This window comes from Algoriphagus winogradskyi, from assembly GCF_900182815.1.
In the GTDB taxonomy this organism is placed as follows: Bacteria; Bacteroidota; Bacteroidia; order Cytophagales; family Cyclobacteriaceae; genus Algoriphagus; species Algoriphagus winogradskyi.
In genome coordinates, this window is sequence record NZ_FXUA01000002.1 from 551,872 (window position 1) to 571,213 (window position 19,342).

The following is a 19,342-nucleotide window of genomic DNA, read 5'->3' on the forward strand; positions in this document are numbered from 1 at the left end:
TTTTGATCAAATATTGATTAATTCTCAGTTTATTTACTAATTCAAGCCTATTATGACAAATGAGTAAAGTTATTTCCTTTCAGATTCCTAAATCTGAAAATTCATTTATACAATATCAGGAAGACCGTGGAAAGCACTTCTACGACAGTCTCCACCAACATCCACAGGCTCAATTAACACTAATTGTAGAAGGGCGTGGCCAATTACTGGTTGGAGATTATGTTGGAAGGTTTGAGCCTGGGGATGTGTATTTGCTTGCCGAAAGTATCCCACATGTTTTCAGGAGCGATTCGGATTACTATCAGGAGGAAAGCAGTCTTAAGATAGGCGGAAACACTCTTTTCTTTGATTTCAAAGCTATGAATAAGGCATTCTCTGAGGTCGAAGACTTTCGAGACCTCATCCATCTCAATGAAAAAATAGCCGGATGTTTTAAGATTATTGGAGATACTAAAAACGAAATAGCAGCATTACTTGCTCGATTCGGTGAGTTTTCAGGATTGACTAGGCTAGGACATTGTATCCATATTTTATCATTGCTAGATTTTACGTCTCCGGATATAGAGGCTTTGAATCAAATCCCCATTATGAAAACAATGACTGAGCGAGATGGGCGTAGAATGGATCAAGTGATGCGTTATATCCTGGATAACAGCAAAAGACAGATAACTTTGGAGGAAGTCGCTGAGCAGGCATATATGAGTAAGGAGGCATTTTGTAGATTTTTCAAACTTAGGACGAGAAAGACTTTTACTCAATATGTGCAGCAGCTTAGAATTACCGAAGCCAAGAAATTACTCTTAGAAACAGATTTAAGTATCTCCCAAGTCTCTTTTCAAGTGGGTTTCCAGACTTTATCCCATTTCAATAAAACATTCAAAGGTCTCACTGCAATGACTCCTAAAGACTGGAGAAAATTGGAATAAAAGAGCTATCCAAAAGGCTCTATTGAGAAGAATATTCCCCAAAATAGGGTGATTCATTTGATTTTTTAATTGGTTATCTAACCTCGAAAATGGTTTGTTAAATCCTGTTAACAGGTTAATAAGAGGCTTTTAGAGCGTTATTGGGGTGCTCTATTTTTTTAGTGGCATTTGCTTTGGCAATACTGATGAAAAAACAAACCAACATCAACAATGAAAAAGTTATTATTATCACTCACGCTCATGATGGCAGTTTTCGCTTCTTATGCACAGACTACCAGAGAAATCGAAGATATCAATGAAGATAATTCCTGGCTAAAACTTGGGCTTAATCTAGGTGTTCCAGTCGGAGACCTTGGAGATTATTCGTCTTTCGCTTTCGGGCTTGATGTAGCCGGACAGTTTATGAGAACAGATAATTTTGGATTAGGTATCGTATCGGGGTACACGCAGTATTTTAAAAAATCAGATGTTGCAGGAGCTCAGGATTTCGGAGCCATTCCTTTAGGATTGATGCTAAGATATTATCCTCAGCCTTCAGGATTCTTTGCAGGGACTGATGTAGGATATACCTTTTTGACAGGTGATATTGCGAGTGACGGAGGGTTTTACATCCGTCCACAGGTAGGTTACCATAATTACGATTGGAATATTTTTGCTTTTTATAATCAAGTCTTCACTTCAGCTCCTTCGGTTGATATTCAGACTATTGGAGTAGCGGCGACTTATAATATTAGATTCAAATAAAAATAAAATGACCATGAAAAATCAACTTAAAAAGTACTCGCAGAGTGTGTTTTTATTTCTAATGACCATGTTCTTTTCTGTAGCTGCCTTTGCTCAGGATGGTGGATTAGATATCGATGTGAATATCGGTAAGGAAGAATGGTACCAACAGCCTTGGGCTTGGGTAGTAGGTGGAGCTATATTCGTTTTAATACTTGTAGCCTTGCTTAGAAAAAGGAAATAACAAAAAGGGTCGTTTCAACTTGAAACGACCCTTTTTGCATTACTCTACTTCTACACTTATGGTGTTGTCGTCAGGGATTCGATCGATGAGTTTGTTATATGGATCAATTCCTGCTTTTACAGGTTCACCTTTTACTCTTATAGTAAGGGTGGTTTCACCTGGTTTGAGCTTGTATTTTTGAACAAAAAGTGGATTAACCCGATCTTTTCCATTCTCATCAGTATCGTCAGCTGCGAAGATTCCCACATCGATGTAATCACCTTCGTATTGAGCATCTGATTCTTGCCCTCCTGAATCCGCATAAAGTTTTTGGGACTTCAATTTCAGGGTTACATCATATTCTCCATCAGCTATTTTTGTCGCAGTCACTTCTTCTGCTTTGTTGTCATAAAGCGTGATTTTGTTCCATGTGTCGTCCAAATAGTACATTAGACTATCGGGCGTCTTGGCTGCGAGGTGCCTATATAAGTCGGAACTTCCAGGGAAAGGTGGTGCTTGACGCAATCCAAATTCCTTGTTGAAATTGTACAGAGCTGAGTCAATTGCTTCTTCTCCTATAAGGTCCCGAAGACCATAGAGGATCAGACTTCCTTTATTATACCATTGGTAGGCCCGATTACAATTGATGAAGACATTTTCTTTTTTACCCTCATTTGCCCTACCGCTGAGATAGTCATCCAATTCGTCTTTCAGGAATCGCTTCATGTTTTCTTTGCCATACTTACGTTCTGAAAGAATCAATGCTGAGAATTCTGCTAAAGCTTCCGAAATTAAATTGGCTCCTCGAGTATAATTTGGAGTAATCTGATGCCCCCACCACTGATGTGCAAGTTCGTGCGCTGTCACGTAATAGACGTAGTCAAAACTATTTGGATCAGAGAAATCTGCTACCCAACCAAAGCTTTCTGCAAAAGGGACTGTATTTGGGAATGATTGAGCAAAACCTGCATAGCGAGGAAATTCCAAAATTCGCATTTGGCGGAATTGGAAGTCTCCATAAGTATCAGAGAAATACTTAAGCCCATCCTTATATGAGGTTACAAAGCGATCCAGGTTGTATTCATGACCCTTCTGATAATAAATCTCAATATCCACTTCCTTTCCTGAGGTCAAAGTTGCCTTATCACGAAGGACTTCATATTCGGCAGAAAGAACTGAGAAAAATGACTGAATAGGGGTATCCTGAATGTAATGGAAATAGCGACGATCACCTTCGATCCATTCCTTTTGCAAATAACCGGGTGCGATTGCAATTTGACTCGGTATGGTGCTGACTGTGGCCTCGAATTGTATCAAATCGGCTTCATCAGAGAATAAGAGTGTGTTTTTGCCATAAGGATCGTCATGAGGAGGTAGATCTTCCAGCTTTTCAGGAAGATCATATTCTCTTCTTTTTTCATCACTGTTAAGTTCGCCATCAGCTGAATAACCAATTTCAGGCATTCCGCCAGCGATAAAGCTTCCGTTATAAACCAATTCACGCCCAAAGCCAGAATTAGGGAATCCATCATTAGTCACTTTACTTTTGATCACAAGGTCCAGCGTGTCTCCTGGCATCATGGTCTCTGGTAAAGCAGTGATTTTATACCATTCTCGGTCCGGCTTTTTACCGAAAATCTGAAATTTGGCAGGTTCATAGACCAAAGGGAAACGGTATGGCAGACTTGTTCCTTGGTAAAGAATTTCAAAATCCGTCAAGCTGGTGCTATTAAAATGTACTGAGTCAATTGGTTCATTGGTTTTATTTACCATTTGAACAGCAGCTTCAAAATAGGCATCCCGCTCCATTGGAAAAAGGTCTGCTTTGAGGTTGACTTTGGTTATTTTAGGTTGAGCCATAAACTCATATTGCTTCAACTGCTTTTCATAGGCCACCTGTCGTAACTCACCCTCATCGCTGGTTCGGTAGCTATTTTCATAAACTACAGCATTGAAAATATAGGCGCCAGAGGCGATTCCTATCAGTAGGAAAATGTATGCTGCTATGGAAGTTTTCTGAGTCAGGCGACTTTTGGCAGTTCTCCAGGTGTTTTTCCAGGAATTCTCTGTTCCTCTGCTGTAGAAAATGCTGAAGAAAAGAATTAGGAATAAGCCGATTGCTGTCCAATAGAGGTTAAACCAAAATAGTGGTTCTCCAAAATGCCCTAGTCCATTCATATCGCTCCAGCGATAGCCAGGCTTATAAGAAAAGAAGAATGGGTTGAAATCATATCCTGCGAAGTCGCGCAACACGATCATCACCATCCAAATACCAATAGCTGCCGCGTGACCTGCAAATTTATTATTGACCACCAAGTGCACCGCAAATACCAGCATCACCATTTGTAGGTAATCAGGAAGGGAAATCAAGTAACTATCGACGAGATAAACTCCCAAATCGTAATTGAAATATCCCTTAAGTGTTTGAACTAGTAATCCCACAATTATTGGAATGGTTGCCAGCATTAAGCAGATAAATGCCATTCCTGCAAATTTGGAAGCGATTACGGTTCCGTCTTGGACTGGGAAAGTGTCATTGATTACTGAATATCCGGATGACTTGTCGCGATGCAAACTTTCTCCGGTGAAAAACACAATGATAATGAATACAAAGAGGTTGTAATCAAAGGTTTTATACTCCATTAAAAAGGAAGTAGATGGAAAATTAGGTACACTGTACAGTGTGTTTCCAATCCAGAAATCCAGAATCAAAAACACCAAACCACCTAGTAGAATTGATTTGAAATAAATATCCTTGAAGATGTTTTGAAACTCTATTTTGGATAGGGTTTTGAAACTGTTCCACTGATAGTTTCCTGCGAAATTTACTTTTGCAAGCACATTTTGTAGGATTGGAGTTTTCTCTTCCTGCTTTTCTGATTTCGTTTTTTTCTGTTGAGTTTGAAAGAAATAGGTAAAACTAAATCTCGAATATGCAGCTACGAAAAAGAGAATACCGACCCCGATCCAAAGCAATCTGTTGATCAACAGGTTTCCAACCACGGGTAGGATAAAGTTGTTCTGCTCAAATGGAGTGAGGTAACGAGTTTGGAAATTGAATGTGTTTATCCCAAAAGGATCCATAATTTCCACTAAATCTTTGTTCTCAATATCCTGAGAAAGAAAATTTGCGAGCAGATAAATGATGAAGACTACTATTCCTCCGGAATAAATGGATTTGATATTTCTGGTAAATACAATTAATGCAAAGAATAAAGAACCTGCCAACCATAAGTTGGGAAGAGAAAGTGTAATCCATGGATGGAGGTAATTTATAAGTAAGTTTGGGCCATAGCGTAGCTCATCTGTGCCGAATAATGGGCCTAAAAGCGTTCCTAAATAAAACCCGACGAGGCTACCAAAAGAGATGAAAACCAAAGTGGCAAAAGAGCCCCAAAATCTTCCCATGAAATAGGCAAATTTAGAGATTGGGTAACTAAAGAGGAAAGTGCCAGTCTTATGCTCAAGGTCACGATAAATGGGCACCCCCATAACTGCGGAGGCAATCAAAATCCCAAATATCGAAAGTAAGAGTTGAAGGTTTGCAATCACAATAGGGGCATTGTGATAAACCTTCTCCGAAGCAGGTGTGTTGCCGAATCCGACCAAAAGGAGCGGGACGATTAGCAACATCATAAAATAGATGTATGTCGCCGGACGACTGAATCTATATTTCAGTTCAAAAATGAAAATATCTAAAAACATGGCTATAGATTATATGGTGATCGGATCCACTTTTTTAGAAATATGGCTGAAATACACATCTTCCAAATCCGCTGGAACTGCTTCAAATCCATTTCCAGGGGTTTCGTTACTCTCTATTCTTAAGCTTAATTTTCCTTCTAGAAGTTTGGTGGAAATCACAGAATACTTCTCCCGGTATTCACCTAGATCAGATTTCTCTATAGATTTTTGGTAAATCTTTCCATTTACTGAAGCAATCCCTTCAGCAGGCTTTCCTTGCATCAGCACTTCGCCTTGACAGATAATCGCCATGTTTGAGCACAGGGTATTCACATCTTCAACAATGTGCGTAGAAAGTATCACAACTGTGTTTTCACCAATTTCTGAAAGGAGATTATAGAAGCGATTTCGCTCAGAAGGATCAAGACCAGCTGTAGGTTCGTCGACTATAATAAGTGATGGACTTCCTACCAAAGCCTGAGCGATCCCAAATCGCTGGCGCATACCACCAGAATAAGTACCTAATCCTTTTTTACGATGCGTGTATAGATTTACTTTTTGAAGTAGGCTTTCCACTAATACTTTACGTTCTGACCTGTTTCCAATTCCCTTCATTTGAGCGATATGATCTAGCATCACTTCCGCACTGATCCTTGGGTAGAGACCGAAATCCTGAGGTAAATAACCTAATCGTTCACGTACGGCCTGTTTATCCTCCAAAACATTAATATTGTCCAACATGATACTTCCTGAATCTGGATCCTGAAGTGTCGCAATAGTTCGCATTAGGGTAGATTTTCCTGCTCCATTTGGCCCAAGCAGTCCAAACATCCCTTGAGGGATAGTCAAAGAAATGTCATTCAAAGCCTTTACTCCATTAGGATAGGTCTTTGAAAGATTAGTGATTTTTAATTCCATAGTAAATGGGGTTTGGTGGGCTTGCTTTTTCTAGGGCTAAAAAATTGCCTTAAAAAGAAAAAGCAATGGTTAAAAATAATTACATAAATCACTTGTCGACGACCTTCAAGTAATTGCTGTTTGGGTCAATTCATGAAGTGCCTAAACTCCTGATTTGCTTCAATATAAGTATTTGAGTACAAATTATTTGTCGCTTAATGCTAAAAATCAATTTTACCGCTAATCAAAGATTTGCTATTCTAAAGGTTTATAGAGAAGTCATTTGGAGGATTTAGACGCAAAAGATTTAATTTAAGGCTTCACATTATCATTGATATAAGAAATCGAGCCTGCCCCTAGCCGCACAAATGGGATGAAAGAAACCTATGCGAGATTCTATATGAACTTTGACAAGCAACTTACATGCAGATGAAAAAAATCTATCTACTCCTGATTTTCTGTTTAATTTCCACTTTGGGGTTTTCGACCGAACTTGCTGAAACCATTCAGACCTATCAAGCTGATTATGGAGCATTGAGGAGACTTTATTCCAACCCTTTTTCTGAGGAATATTTTTCCAGAATTCAGAAATTCAACCAGGAGTATTTAAGCAATTTGGGTAAAGTGAATTACAATTCTCTGTCAGAAGATGGTAAAATAGATTATGTGCTTTTCCGGAATTATTTAGAAAAGGAGCTGGCTGAGCTGGCCATTGAAAAAGCCTCTTTTGATGAAATAGCTGGAGTTTTGGCATTTTCAAAACCCCTTGAAGAATTCTATCAAGGAAGAAGAAGAGCCAAGAAGCCGGAGCCTCAAAAGCTTGCAGCTACTTGGAATGAAGTTGCAAAACAGGTAGATGCACAATTGAAAAATCTTTCCTCGACACCGAAATACAATAGCTGGCAGAAAGCAGATCTTGCAGCGACAGCAGTAGAGGCGATGGACAGAGCTACCGGAGAAGCATACAATTATTACTTCGACTATGACCCCATGTTCACTTGGTGGATGCCCGAGCCTTGGAAAAAGCTCGATGCAAGCATGAAAGCTTACGCTAAAGCTTTGCGCGAGCATTATACCAATTCGGTGAAGGATGATGGAAGTGGAATTATCGGAAGGCCTATAGGCAGAGATGCTTTGGAGAAGCAGTTGGCATTTGAGATGATTGCTTATAGTCCAGAAGAATTGATAGCGGAAGCGGAGAAGCAATTTGCTTGGTGTGAGAAAGAAATGCTGAAAGCATCAAATGAACTCGGCTTTGGTGATGACTGGAAAGCTGCACTGGAAATGGTAAAAGAGGCTTATTTCCCAGCCGGAGAATGGCCTGCAGAAGTGATCCGATTGGCTGAGGAAGCTACAGACTATGTAGAATCAAATGACTTGGTTACCGTACCACCCTTGGCAAAGGAAACTTGGAGAACTATCATGATTTCTGCAGAGCGCCAGCGCGTAAGCCCATTTTTTCTCGGTGGCGAATCTATACAGATTGCATATCCTACCTCAGAAATGAGTCATGAGGACAAGATGATGAGTATGCGAGGGAATAATCCGCATTTTTCAAGAGCCACTGTTCAGCACGAGCTGATTCCGGGTCATCATTTACAGCAGTTTATGAACCAGCGAAATATGACTCATCGACGTATGTTCGGAACTCCGTTTTGGACGGAAGGCTGGGCACTTTATTGGGAGTTTGTGCTATGGGACAAAGACTTTCCGAGGGATGCAAAGGACAAAGTAGGGATGCTTTTCTGGAGAATGCACCGCTGCGCACGGATCATTTTCTCTCTGAATTATCATTTGGAGAAAATGACTCCACAAGAGTGTATTGACCTTCTTGTGGACAAAGTAGGGCATGAGCGCGCCAATGCCGAAGCTGAGGTAAGGAGATCATTTGAAGGTGGATATGGTCCTCTCTATCAAATAGCCTACATGATAGGTGCATTAGAATTCTATTCGTTAAGAGATGAAGTAGTCAATTCTGGAAAAATGACCGAGAAGGAATACCATGATTTGGTGTTAAGCCAAAATGCGATGCCTGTGGAGATCTTAAGAGCAAAAGTCACTGGCCAGCCACTCAAAAAGGATCACAAGGCGAGTTGGAAGTTTTTGGATTAAAGAAAATATAAGTTTCAGATTGTGCGTGAAACCAAAAAAGGAGTCCGAATTTTCGGACTCCTTTTTCATATTAAAACCAAGAATCAAATTACTTTTTGGGATTTTCTTTCAACTTAATAATGATAACGCCATTCTTACCCTTTTCTCCGTAAGTGTCTTTTGCAGATTTGTTTTTCAGTACGTTGATACTTTCGATATCATCGGGATTGATTTTACTGAAGTCTGTGAATTCCTTCATTCCACCTTTGGTTTCCAGTATGTAAAGAGGCGCATTTTCTTGATTGGAGCTTAATCCTTGGACTATTACTTTCGGGCTTGAAGAGTTGGAGCCAATACCTGCAACTCCAAAAAGTGGCTTACCTACTCTGTAGTTAGTGGCATAACCCTGACCAGATGTTGATGAGCTAACTGAGTTTTTACCATAACCTATGACACTTACCCCATTCACGGTTTCTATCCTTGGAGACTGCAATATTCCCTGCTGCTCTGGACTAAGTTCATTTTTGATAGAGACCATTGTGCTAAGCTGTTGCTTTTTCAGTGAGTTTTCAAGCGCTAAAACCTTGTCCATTTGCTTTTGAACCGCAACCGCATCGACTTTGGATTCATCCAAAAGCGCTTTTAGTTTTTCTGTGGCATCATCTAGATCCCACTTCATAGCACTGAATTTGCCGGCATTCTCGCTATGGATTTTTTTGATATTCAAAGCCTGCGAATCGGTAAGTTCTAGTACCTTTCGCATTTCCATTACTCTATCAGCAGAGTATAGATTTTTCTGAAATAGGTCTTGTGCAGTTGCAAAATTTGCTGACAGCATAAGACATAGGAAGAGTATATTTTTCATTTTAGTGTGATTAATATTCAGTCAATAATGAAGCAGTAGGTGATTCCCAGGTATCCAGGAATGTACTTTCTTCAATGGTGAAATGTTGATTTTGATTTTCATCCTCAACTAGCGTAATAATTACTACTTCAGGAGTTGTACTTTCGATAGGAGCAGGCTCTTGGATGAATAGAAATGCGAAGATCATAGACGCAGCAATTCCTGCAGGAATCCAAAACCCGAATTTCCGTGTTTTGACTTCTGGGAAAGCTGGGATTTCAATTCTCTCATCCTGCTTTTTCATCTGATCAAAAAAACGTTCTAATTGTTCGTCATTTTCCATATTCTTCTTGGATTTGAACTTTCGTAATTAATTCCTTGAGTTTCTTTTTCCCGCGATCGTAATGCGTTCTCGCGGTCCCTAGGCCGATCTGAAGGATTTCGGCACTTTGAGCGATGGTCATCTGATGATAAAAAACCATCAAAATCACTTCTCGCTGCATCTCTGGTAAGTGCTTGATTATTCCTTGATAATCAGTGGCGTCCACTTCCTCAGTAAGCTCTACTGGATCGTAGGAATCGGAAAGTGAAACTACTTTTCCAGCTTTTCGAAATTCGTTAATCGCCGTATATCTGATGATTGAAAAAAGCCAAGTTTTAGCTTTTGATGCATCCTTAAGCTTTGCCTGTCCCTCCAAAATCTTCAAATATGCCTGCTGAAGCACATCCTTTGCCATCTCATCCTCAAAAGAGCAACATTGCCTAGCCCAGAGGTATGCATCCCTATGGTGGGCTTTTAAGATATGATCAAGCTGGCTGCGATTCATTTACATCCATTAGTCGGGGAATGAATCTAATATATGACAAGTAGGTTGAAAAGTTTTAATGTTAGTTGGAAGGTTGGAAAGTTGATAACCTTACAACTTTCTTACTTTACAACATTTGAGGTCTTTGAATCTCTAACTCTAAACAAATACGCCAAAGTAAATTCCAGATTAGTGGAGTTCATGTCGAAAATACGTTCTTGTCCTTCTGGATTGGTGAAGTCATAGGCAAATCGCACCTCTCCAGTCAAAGTGCTTTTACCAAAAAGTTTGGAAATCCCTGCTCCTGCAGTAAGTCCGTACATGATTTTTCGAGGCTTATCATCCAAACCTCCATATGTTGGGATTTCTGCAGGAGAGGCGTTAGAAAATTCCCGGCTGATATCTTTTGCCTGAAGTAGATAGCCTAAATGTGGGCCAAGTTTGATCTGAAATCTCCCTGATTTTCCAAGAAAAAAGCTGGAAAGCATGGGGATTTTTAGGTAATCAAACTGAGTTTCATTGACTAATTCCGGTTCTATATCTTCATCAGAAACCTGCATGAAACCTAAGCGCAAAAACTGAAGATTGACTTCGATTCCGGCATTTTTTGCATTGAAATGTTCAAAAACCAAGGCAAATGTAGGGGTTCCGATTCCATCAACTGAAATCCCTCGGGTGCTGGGTGTGGGCCGATAGGAATAGGTGGAGGTAGTATAGCCTCCACGGATTCCGACACTTGTTTGCGCAAGTGCAGCTAAAGAGGATAAAATGAAAATGCCCGTCAGCAAAACTCTGTTCATGTCCAAAAGTAACTAATTATCGATTTTGTCAGGTTTTATTTAACGTTTTCTCGGATTCACGTGCTGGGAGGAGATAGAGCTAAACAAAAGAGCTCCATATGGGAGCTCTTTGTGCATTTGGTTAAGAAATTTGACCTTAGGATTTCTTCTCCTTTTCATCAGATTTTAAATCGTCTCTGTCCTTTAATTTTTTGTCCTCCACATTCTTATTGAGAAACTCATTGATTTTGTCAATAGAAAAGGAAGAGGAAATCTCACCAAAGGAATTTATGTTCATCTTAAAGCCGTTCAAGTCTTCATGAACCTTAGGGTCTTCGTTTTTCTTTTTCTTCTTTGTCATAGCTTATGTATTTAGCCGATTACTTCTAGAGTAGCTAACGCAAATCTGATTCGCTTGGCCACTTCTTCAGTCCCTAAAATAGCAAAAATCTCCATCAAATCAGGCCCTGCACCTACACCAGTCACAGCCAAGCGAACCGCTTGCATTGATTTTCCTAATTTTAGTTCTTTTGCTTCGGCAGTTTCTCCAAGCAAAGCTTTAGCTTTTTCTGCATCGAAATCACCAGTGTACCCTTCTAGTGTCTCTGCATACGCAGTAAGGATTGTCACCGCATCAGCATTCCATCTTTTGCCTGCAATATCCTGATCAAATTCCGTAGGAGCTTCTACCACGAATCTACTTCCTTGCCAAATTTCGGCAGGGAAAGTCACGCGCTCCTTCATTAATGCTACCAAAGCTTCGGCTGTGTCTTGAATAATAGTTACTCCTTCTTTAGCGGCATCTGCGATCACATAGGGTGCTAATTCTGCATTTGATTTTGCTCTCAAATATTGCTCATTGAACCACTTTGCTTTCGCGATATCAAACTTAGTCCCTGACTTACCGATTCGCTCTACTGAGAAAGCTTCGATCAATTCTTCCAAAGAGAAAATTTCCCGCTCATCGCCTGGGTTCCAGCCAAGGAATGCCAAGAAATTCAAAAAGGCATCTGACAAATAACCTTGCTCACGGAAGCCAGCTGCCGTATCGCCATCTACCTTGTTTTCCCAATTCAGTGGGAAGACAGGAAATCCTAGCTTATCACCATCACGCTTGGAAAGCTTTCCATTTCCGTCTGGCTTTAGCAAAAGAGGTAAGTGAGCAAACTCAGGCATCGTATCTTCCCAGCCAAAGAATTTATAGAGCAATACGTGTAAAGGAGCTGAAGGAAGCCATTCTTCACCGCGGATTACATGGGTGATATTCATCAAATGATCATCGACGATATTTGCCAAATGGTACGTTGGCATCCCGTCAGATTTCATCAATACTTTGTCATCTAGCGTAGCAGACTGCACCATCACCCAGCCACGGATCATGTCATTCAGGCGTACTTCCTCCTTGCGTGGGATCTTTACACGGATCACATAGGGTTCTCCTGATGCCAATCTTGCCTTCACTTCTTCTTCAGGAAGTGTCAGCGAGTTTTTCATCTGCGTTCTTGTGATACTATTGTATTGTGGTTGAACTACGCGCGCAGCGGTCAATCGCTCACGCATGGCTTCAAGTTCCTCGGAAGTATCAAAAGCATAATAAGCGTGTCCAGCTTCTACTAGATCAAGCGCATATTGCATGTAGCTTGGCTTGCGCTCAGACTGGCGATAAGGAGCGCAGTCGCCGGGATTCCATGGGCTTTCGTCCGGAGAAATTCCCAGCCATTCCAGTGATTCTTTGATGTAATCTTCCGCTCCAGGTACAAAGCGAGTTTGATCTGTGTCTTCTATTCTTAGGAGAAACTTACCGCCCATTTTTCGGGCAAAAAGGTAATTGTAAAGCGCGGTACGTACACCGCCAATATGTAAAGGCCCCGTCGGTGATGGAGCGAATCTTACGCGAACTTCTCTACTCATGGATGTTTAGGTCGATACCCTCGCCAGTAAAGGTTAGGGCATGTTTTGATTTTGTGATCAGGGGGCAAAGATAGGAAAATGTTTGTGTATGAAGGGAAGTGTAGAATGGGCTGTGGAACAATTCATTTTGAAAGTCGAGGGATGCTTATAACTTAAATTTTGTGAATAGTTTTTAGCTTATCCAACCAAAACAGCAAATTAGATCCATTAAAATTAGTTAGCCAGGGTTAATTTGAGGTGCTTTTCCGAGCGCTATCAATGGTCTTTTGATATCAAATAAGATGATTATATGTCTAATTTTCAATCCATAAGTGTAGTAATTGGACTTCTTGTTTTTACCTCATTTTCCAAGGCAGAAAAAGAGAAGGTTTTTGTTATCATCGACGATTGTCAACAATGGGGAAAGCGTAGACCAATTGACGAGCAGTACTTCTCTATAACTACTAATAAAGTATGGCTTTCTTCCTCCTATTATTCTTATGATGAACAGGATACGTTGGCATCGGTTCACCTCTTTAATGGGGATATTGACTTGAATCCTCCTGAACTTTTGGAAATGTCTCTTGCTGAAATGTTAAATTCCGGTGTTCAGTTTTCGTCTGAAATTGGCGTCGAAGATTGGAGTACTTTTAATTCTGAAGGCTCAGAGCTTTATATTATTCTACCGGAGGATTTTTGTTCTGAAAAGAAATTCTTGCATTCCACTAATTTTACCCTTTATAAAACCAGAGTTAGAGTAGATTATCCCGGTCCTGAATGTATTCTTATTGATGACCCCATGCGGTTTTTCCCTAAAGATACAAGTCGGAGAAATAGGGACCCTAAAAAATGATTGGGTGCCTTTTTTGTACCAAAGCATTTATTCTGAACTCTTATTGACTTCAGATGTTAATTAGCAGGGAAAAGCTGCTTAATATCAATCGTTGGAAATCATAAAGCACTAACTTTACCCCACCAACCTAAGTATTAAAACCACACGCTTTTGGATCGTCAGGACTTTCTTTCCATTTACCAATCAGACCCTATTTTTCAAACTATCGCACATGAGATATCAAGTGGCGAAAAGCTTACCTATCAGATAAAAGGGCTATCTGGAAGTTTGGATATGGTGTTGTTTTCAGCGCTTTATCAGGCCAAGGGTGGTTTTCATTTGATCGTGGCTCAGGATAAAGAGGAAGCTGCATACCTCAATTCGGATCTTCAGAATTTGCTGAATACGGAAGAGCATATGATCTTTCCTTCCAGTTTCAAGCGCGCATATCAATACGAGGAAATCGACAATGCCAATGTGCTGATGCGCTCGGAGATTCTGAATCTGGTGTTGGAGGAAAAGGGAAAATCACGCATCATTATCACTTACCCGGAAGCAATCTACGAGCGGGTGATTAACAAGAGATCACTCTTGGAGAACACCTTTTCTGCTAAAGTTGGGGAGCAAGTCGATATGGAATTCGTATCAGAAATTCTTGCGAGCTATGATTTTGAGCGGACTGAGTTTGTCTATGAACCTGGGCAATTTGCTATCCGGGGTGGGATTTTGGATGTTTTTTCATTCTCAAATGAAAATCCATACCGCTTGGAGCTTTTTGGAAAAGAGATAGAAAGCATACGAACTTTTGACCCGGAATCCCAACTCTCCATTGCCAGCGTAGATCAAATTGCTTTGATTCCAAATGTTCAAACGAAACTTCTTCAGGAAGTAAGGCAGTCCTTTTTGGGATTTTTGCCTGAGGATACGATTATCTGGATTAAAGATTATCAACTGACACTTGATGTAATGGACGAATGTTTTCACAAAGCTTCTCTGGCTTTTGATCAAATCGTCAAAAAAACAAATAATACAAAAACCGTCCTCGGTCCTGGGGATTTGTTTGATAAAGGATCTGACTTTGCTACGCTTTCCACCAATTTTTCAAGAGTAGAATTTGGCAAGCAGTTTTATCTGAAAAATGCTAAGCAATCCTCTTGGGAGTCTCAGCCGCAGGCTTCTTTCAATAAGAATTTTGACTTGCTGGTTACACAGCTTTCAGAAAATGAAAAGAAGGGTTTTGTCAATGTTTTGACCGCTGAAAATGCTAAGCAAATCGATAGGTTGCTGGGTATTTTCAAAGAGTTAGATCCGACTTTACAAGTCCAAAGTATGCTTCTTGGCTTGCGCGAGGGATTTGATGATAAGCAGTCAAAAATTGCTTGCTTCACAGATCATCAGCTTTTTGAGCGTTTTCATCGCTATAAAACCCGAGATAAAGCCAGTAAATCCAAAGCCCTTACTATCAAAGAGCTGAAAGCACTACATCCTGGAGACTACATTGTTCATGTTGATTATGGTGTAGGTCGATTTGCTGGTTTGGAGAAAGTGGATGTAGCAGGCAAAATGCAGGAAGCGGTTCGCTTGATCTTCAGAGATGATGATTTGCTTTATGTGAATATTCACTCTTTGCACAAAATCTCAAAGTTTTCCGGGCAAGAGGGTACAGTACCTTCTATGTCTAAGCTTGGATCTCCGGATTGGGAAAACAAGAAATCCAGAGCCAAAAAGCAGGTCAAAGACATTGCAAAGGACCTGATTGCGCTTTATGCCAAAAGAAGGTCAGCGGCAGGATTTGCTTTTAGTCAAGATTCTGTTCTGCAAATTGAGTTGGAATCTTCTTTTATCTATGAGGATACACCTGATCAGGCTTCCGCTACACAAGATGTAAAATCGGATATGGAAAAATCTTATCCTATGGATCGCTTGGTTTGTGGAGATGTGGGATTTGGAAAAACTGAAGTAGCTATAAGAGCAGCTTTCAAAGCTGTCAATGATAGAAAGCAAGTGGCCATTTTGGTCCCAACGACCATTCTTGCCATGCAGCATTATCAAACTTTTAGTGAGCGATTGGAGAATTTCCCTGTGAAAGTGGAGTATATCAACCGCTTTCGCACTGCAAAAGAAATCAAGGAAATCATCGCTCAAGTAAAAACCGGAGAGATTGACATCCTCGTAGGTACCCATAGGATTGTCAATAAGGATATTGAGTTCAAGGATTTGGGATTGTTGGTGATTGATGAAGAGCAGAAGTTTGGAGTGAAAGTGAAAGATCAGTTGAAAAATCTACGCCTGAATGTGGATGTTTTGACTTTAACTGCCACACCAATTCCTAGGACATTACATTTTTCCCTCATGGGAGCCAGAGATTTGTCTGTGATCGCTACACCTCCCCCAAACCGTCAACCCGTCACCACCGAAGTTCAAACCTTCCAGGAAGAAGTGATACGGGATGCAGTTTCTTATGAGCTGAGACGTGGTGGGCAAGTTTTCTTTGTTCATAATCGAGTGGGAGAAATTGATTCCATTGCCAATCTGATCATGAAATTAGTGCCTGATTCCAGAGTAGTTGGTGCTCATGGTCAGATGGATGGGAAAAAACTGGAAAAGGTCATGGTGGATTTTATTCACCACGAATACGATGTGCTGGTGTCTACTAACATCATCGAATCAGGTCTGGATATCCCGAATGCCAATACCATTATTATCAACCGCGCCCATATGTTTGGAATGAGTGATTTACACCAGATGCGCGGACGAGTTGGACGTAGTAATAAGAAAGCATTCTGCTATCTGCTAACGCAGCCTATGTCTGGCTTGACCGCAGAAGCAAGGAAACGTATGCAAACGCTGGAAGAATTCTCGGATCTTGGAGATGGATTTAAGGTGGCTATGAAGGATTTGGATATTCGAGGAGCAGGTAATTTACTTGGAGCTGAGCAAAGTGGATTTATCACTGATTTGGGCTTTGAAATGTATCATAAAATTCTCGACGAAGCAGTTCAGGAATTAAAGGAAAATGAATTTGCAGCATTATTTGAGACTGATTTAGCTGAAAAAGTGAAGGTGCTAGTTCAGGATTGCACGATTGAGACAGATCTTGAATTGTTGATTCCGGAAGAATACGTGGGAAATATCAGTGAGAGATTAGGCCTGTATTCAAAACTGGATGCCATCAAGAACGAGGAGGAGTTGAATAAATTTTCTGCCATGTTGCTGGATAGATTTGGTCCTTTACCAGAATCGGTGACCGATTTGATGGAAACGGTACGCTTGCGATGGAAAGCAGAAAAGCTTGGAATTGAAAAACTTGTATTGAAAGGCAATCTTATGAAATGCCATTTACTACCTTCCAGCCGAGATGATTACTATTCCTCCGATATTTTCCAAAAAGTTATGCGATTTGCGCAGATGAATAGTAAACTTTGCAAAATAAAGGAGTACAAGAATCGTTTGATTCTTACATTATCGAATGTTTCTACGATTTCCAAAGCGCAGATCAAGCTAAAAGAAATGAATGAAGCCTAATTTTGAAATATTTTAATGGCATAAAAATTGCAGATTTGCCTACCGATTTTGTTGATTTTCTGGGATTTTGGTGGTTTTTTGCCAAATGGAATAAAAGGACTTCAACTCAAATCATTGGAAGTGCTTTACATTGCAATTATATTAGCACACTGAAAAAGACCTAAAACAATTACAAATATGCGTCTGAGTAACAAATCTTGGGGAATGTGGGTAGCAGCTTTGGCAATAGTCGGAAGCTCTATTTTAACCTCTTGTAACAAAACTCCTGGGTACGGCAGAAGAACTGCGAATAAGCCTGGTAAAAAAAGTGCTACGACCGGAGCAGAGTTCAGTTTTGATGAAAATGATTCTACCCAATTTTTTGTAGCTAAAAATGCCGAGCAAATCCCAGGTCCAAACTTGAAATTCATCCAAGGTGGTAGAGCTGTTTTAGGCTCTCAGGAAGAAGATGTGATGGCGTTCCGTGATAATCAGGAAAGAACTGTAACACTTTCAAACTTCTACCTTGATGAAACTGAAGTCACTAATAATGATTTTAGAGAGTTTCTTTTCGATATGAAGAAAAAAGTGAGTGCAGATTCACTTCTAAAACTTGAGCCAAAGGATAATGTATGGGCAGGAGGGGAAATGTCATTCAACGACATGTACCAGTCTTATTATTTCAGATTTCCAGGTTTCAATTTCTATCCTGTAGCTGGTGTTTCTTGGACTCAGGCTAATGCTTACTCAAAATGGAGAACAGAATATGTTCAGGAGATTATCAGAAAAGAAAGAGAAATAGATTCAACTTTCACTAAAAATCAACTGATAGAAAGAGGCGTTGCTCTGGCTGACTATAGATTGCCTACTGAGGCTGAGTGGGAGTATGCTGCTAAAGCAATGATTGGTACCCAATACCTTGACGAAAATCAAGAATACGGTAGAATCTATCCTTGGGATGGGAGAGGTGTTCGTAACCCATATAATGTAAAAAGAAAAGGTAAGCAGGGTGATTTCCTTGCCAACTTCAAAAGAGGTAGAGGTGATTACGGTGGAATCTCAGGTGGTCAGAGAAATGATGGAGATATCATTCCTACTAACGTTTATGATATGGCTCCAAATGATTTCGGACTGTACCACATGGCAGGAAATATGAACGAATGGGTTCAAGATATTTACCGACCACTTTCTTACCAAGATTTTGATGACCTTAACCCAGTTAGAAGTAACGGCTTAGGGGATGAGGAAGATACTTATATGACTTCCATGCTTACAGATGAGCTTAGAGTTTATAAAGGAGGTTCTTGGAGAGATGTAGCTTATTGGTTAGCTCCAGGCACCAGAAGGTTTATGCATCAAGATTCAGCTACCAATCATATTGGTTTTAGATGTGCCATGATCTCTATCGGCGAGAAAGGCAACTAAGAAATAACGAATTCACGAAAAGCCTCACCAATTGATTTTGGTGGGGCTTTTTTCATGTAAATTCATTAATGCTCTATTTCGCTGGCTTCATCACACCAGCATTGATTGCCACAGAAATGTCATTTTCCTTAGGAGGAATAGGGCAGGCATATCCAGCCACATAGGCGCAATAAGGATTGTAGGCTTTGTTGAAATCCAATTCAATGGTGTCTCCATTAGGAATGCTCAAGCCCATGTATCTTCCACCTCCATACGTTTCAATTCCGTTTGTCAGATCAGTAAAAGGTAAAAAGAGATAGTCTTTGTATTTTTCCTGAGTTCGTAGTTGGTGGCTTTGGTAGATATTCAATTGATATTCTTTACCATCTAAGGTAAACGTCGCAATCCCGTAGATGTCATAGTCTTTTATCGAGTTTGCAGTAGTTTTCATTTGAAATAAACTATGAGGAGGAAGCTTTTCAAATTTGGCTATTACATGAAATTTTTCATCAATTGGATAATAATCATGTCCTGTAAAGGCAAGTTGTTGCTTCTCAGATAATGGCGATACATCAGGATTTTTAAATTCTTCATTCAGTTCACGCTGAAATTCTAGAATTGAAGCTTTGTAGTCATTTTGAGCATATAGTTTATTTGAAAGCCCGATAAATGCTAGAGAGAAAATCAGTAGTGCTTTCATAGGGAGTTTATTCTAAATTCAGTTTGACTTGGTAATTTT

16 protein-coding genes are annotated in these 19,342 nt (G+C 40.1%); 7 read left to right on the forward strand and 9 right to left on the reverse strand.

Annotated features, from left to right (window positions below; genetic code table 11):
- Positions 1 to 59: 59 nt before the first annotated feature.
- From QOL76_RS06850 to QOL76_RS06860, 3 genes are all read left to right on the forward strand, one after another.
- Positions 60 to 926 carry an AraC family transcriptional regulator gene (locus tag QOL76_RS06850; RefSeq protein WP_283412291.1) on the forward strand — a complete coding sequence of 289 codons (867 nt, stop codon included), beginning with the start codon at positions 60 to 62 and terminating at the stop codon, positions 924 to 926.
- A gap of 210 nt (positions 927 to 1,136) precedes the next feature.
- Positions 1,137 to 1,670: a hypothetical protein gene (locus tag QOL76_RS06855; RefSeq protein ID WP_283412292.1), complete on the forward strand. Its 534-nt coding sequence runs from the start codon at positions 1,137 to 1,139 to the stop codon at positions 1,668 to 1,670.
- A 13-nt stretch (positions 1,671 to 1,683) separates the two neighbouring features.
- Entirely contained in the window at positions 1,684 to 1,893 is a 210-nt protein-coding gene (locus tag QOL76_RS06860; protein WP_283412293.1) for a hypothetical protein, read from the forward strand.
- Between the two features lie 39 nt (positions 1,894 to 1,932).
- Here QOL76_RS06860 and QOL76_RS06865 read toward each other — a convergent pair whose 3' ends face one another.
- Together QOL76_RS06865 and QOL76_RS06870 are read right to left on the reverse strand one after the other, a co-directional pair.
- Complete coding sequence (locus QOL76_RS06865) at positions 1,933 to 5,577, reverse strand: ABC transporter permease/M1 family aminopeptidase (RefSeq protein WP_283412294.1); 3,645 nt, start codon at positions 5,575 to 5,577, stop codon at positions 1,933 to 1,935.
- A gap of 9 nt (positions 5,578 to 5,586) precedes the next feature.
- Complete coding sequence (locus QOL76_RS06870) at positions 5,587 to 6,474, reverse strand: ABC transporter ATP-binding protein (RefSeq protein WP_283412295.1); 888 nt, start codon at positions 6,472 to 6,474, stop codon at positions 5,587 to 5,589.
- Between the two features lie 408 nt (positions 6,475 to 6,882).
- Here QOL76_RS06870 and QOL76_RS06875 point away from each other — a divergent pair, with 408 nt between their 5' ends.
- Positions 6,883 to 8,565 carry a DUF885 family protein gene (locus QOL76_RS06875; protein WP_283412296.1) on the forward strand — a complete coding sequence of 561 codons (1,683 nt, stop codon included), beginning with the start codon at positions 6,883 to 6,885 and terminating at the stop codon, positions 8,563 to 8,565.
- A gap of 88 nt (positions 8,566 to 8,653) precedes the next feature.
- Here the strand turns inward: QOL76_RS06875 and QOL76_RS06880 are convergent, their stop codons facing one another.
- The 6 genes from QOL76_RS06880 to gltX form a co-directional block, all read right to left on the reverse strand.
- Positions 8,654 to 9,409: a Spy/CpxP family protein refolding chaperone gene (locus QOL76_RS06880; RefSeq protein ID WP_283412297.1), complete on the reverse strand. Its 756-nt coding sequence runs from the start codon at positions 9,407 to 9,409 to the stop codon at positions 8,654 to 8,656.
- Positions 9,410 to 9,419: 10 nt separating this feature from the next.
- A complete protein-coding gene (locus tag QOL76_RS06885) occupies positions 9,420 to 9,731 on the reverse strand; it encodes a hypothetical protein (RefSeq protein WP_283412298.1) in 312 nt (103 codons plus the stop codon).
- A complete protein-coding gene (locus QOL76_RS06890) occupies positions 9,721 to 10,215 on the reverse strand; it encodes an RNA polymerase sigma factor (RefSeq protein ID WP_283412299.1) in 495 nt (164 codons plus the stop codon). The genes QOL76_RS06885 and QOL76_RS06890 overlap by 11 nt, the downstream gene beginning before the upstream one ends.
- Before the next feature lie 101 nt (positions 10,216 to 10,316).
- Entirely contained in the window at positions 10,317 to 10,994 is a 678-nt protein-coding gene (locus QOL76_RS06895; protein WP_283412300.1) for an outer membrane beta-barrel protein, read from the reverse strand.
- Positions 10,995 to 11,130: 136 nt separating this feature from the next.
- Positions 11,131 to 11,334 (reverse strand): hypothetical protein, encoded by a 204-nt coding sequence (locus tag QOL76_RS06900; protein WP_283412301.1) that lies wholly within the window; start codon positions 11,332 to 11,334, stop codon positions 11,131 to 11,133.
- Between the two features lie 11 nt (positions 11,335 to 11,345).
- Positions 11,346 to 12,884, reverse strand: a complete 1,539-nt coding sequence (gene gltX / locus QOL76_RS06905) for a glutamate--tRNA ligase (RefSeq protein ID WP_283412302.1) — start codon at positions 12,882 to 12,884, stop codon at positions 11,346 to 11,348.
- A gap of 289 nt (positions 12,885 to 13,173) precedes the next feature.
- Between gltX and QOL76_RS06910 the strand changes: the two genes are divergently transcribed.
- The 3 genes from QOL76_RS06910 to gldJ all read left to right on the forward strand — a co-directional run bounded on the left by QOL76_RS06910 (position 13,174) and on the right by gldJ (position 18,624).
- Positions 13,174 to 13,716, forward strand: coding sequence for a hypothetical protein (locus QOL76_RS06910; protein ID WP_283412303.1), 543 nt, complete (start codon positions 13,174 to 13,176; stop codon positions 13,714 to 13,716).
- 150 nt (positions 13,717 to 13,866) lie between these two features.
- Positions 13,867 to 17,220 (forward strand): transcription-repair coupling factor, encoded by a 3,354-nt coding sequence (gene mfd, locus QOL76_RS06915; RefSeq protein WP_283412304.1) that lies wholly within the window; start codon positions 13,867 to 13,869, stop codon positions 17,218 to 17,220.
- 177 nt (positions 17,221 to 17,397) lie between these two features.
- Positions 17,398 to 18,624, forward strand: coding sequence for a gliding motility lipoprotein GldJ (gldJ, locus tag QOL76_RS06920; RefSeq protein WP_283412305.1), 1,227 nt, complete (start codon positions 17,398 to 17,400; stop codon positions 18,622 to 18,624).
- Between the two features lie 73 nt (positions 18,625 to 18,697).
- On the opposite strand, the gene QOL76_RS06925 is transcribed toward gldJ, so the two are convergent.
- Complete coding sequence (locus QOL76_RS06925) at positions 18,698 to 19,303, reverse strand: DUF1684 domain-containing protein (protein WP_283412306.1); 606 nt, start codon at positions 19,301 to 19,303, stop codon at positions 18,698 to 18,700.
- Positions 19,304 to 19,342 lie beyond the last annotated feature (39 nt).

What these genes read in the sequence shown, in the direction of transcription:
- QOL76_RS06855 (WP_283412292.1), top strand. Translation starts at nt 1,137, where the DNA reads ATGAAAAAGTTATTATTATCACTCACGCTCATGATGGCAGTTTTCGCT.
- QOL76_RS06875 (WP_283412296.1), top strand. Translation starts at nt 6,883, where the DNA reads ATGAAAAAAATCTATCTACTCCTGATTTTCTGTTTAATTTCCACTTTG.
- QOL76_RS06860 (WP_283412293.1), top strand. Translation starts at nt 1,684, where the DNA reads ATGAAAAATCAACTTAAAAAGTACTCGCAGAGTGTGTTTTTATTTCTA.
- QOL76_RS06850 (WP_283412291.1), top strand. Translation starts at nt 60, where the DNA reads ATGAGTAAAGTTATTTCCTTTCAGATTCCTAAATCTGAAAATTCATTT.
- QOL76_RS06890 (WP_283412299.1), bottom strand. Translation starts at nt 10,215, where the DNA reads ATGAATCGCAGCCAGCTTGATCATATCTTAAAAGCCCACCATAGGGAT.
- QOL76_RS06925 (WP_283412306.1), bottom strand. Translation starts at nt 19,303, where the DNA reads ATGAAAGCACTACTGATTTTCTCTCTAGCATTTATCGGGCTTTCAAAT.
- QOL76_RS06865 (WP_283412294.1), bottom strand. Translation starts at nt 5,577, where the DNA reads ATGTTTTTAGATATTTTCATTTTTGAACTGAAATATAGATTCAGTCGT.
- QOL76_RS06885 (WP_283412298.1), bottom strand. Translation starts at nt 9,731, where the DNA reads ATGGAAAATGACGAACAATTAGAACGTTTTTTTGATCAGATGAAAAAG.
- QOL76_RS06910 (WP_283412303.1), top strand. Translation starts at nt 13,174, where the DNA reads ATGTCTAATTTTCAATCCATAAGTGTAGTAATTGGACTTCTTGTTTTT.
- gltX (WP_283412302.1), bottom strand. Translation starts at nt 12,884, where the DNA reads ATGAGTAGAGAAGTTCGCGTAAGATTCGCTCCATCACCGACGGGGCCT.
- QOL76_RS06880 (WP_283412297.1), bottom strand. Translation starts at nt 9,409, where the DNA reads ATGAAAAATATACTCTTCCTATGTCTTATGCTGTCAGCAAATTTTGCA.
- QOL76_RS06900 (WP_283412301.1), bottom strand. Translation starts at nt 11,334, where the DNA reads ATGACAAAGAAGAAAAAGAAAAACGAAGACCCTAAGGTTCATGAAGAC.
- gldJ (WP_283412305.1), top strand. Translation starts at nt 17,398, where the DNA reads ATGCGTCTGAGTAACAAATCTTGGGGAATGTGGGTAGCAGCTTTGGCA.
- QOL76_RS06870 (WP_283412295.1), bottom strand. Translation starts at nt 6,474, where the DNA reads ATGGAATTAAAAATCACTAATCTTTCAAAGACCTATCCTAATGGAGTA.
- QOL76_RS06895 (WP_283412300.1), bottom strand. Translation starts at nt 10,994, where the DNA reads ATGAACAGAGTTTTGCTGACGGGCATTTTCATTTTATCCTCTTTAGCT.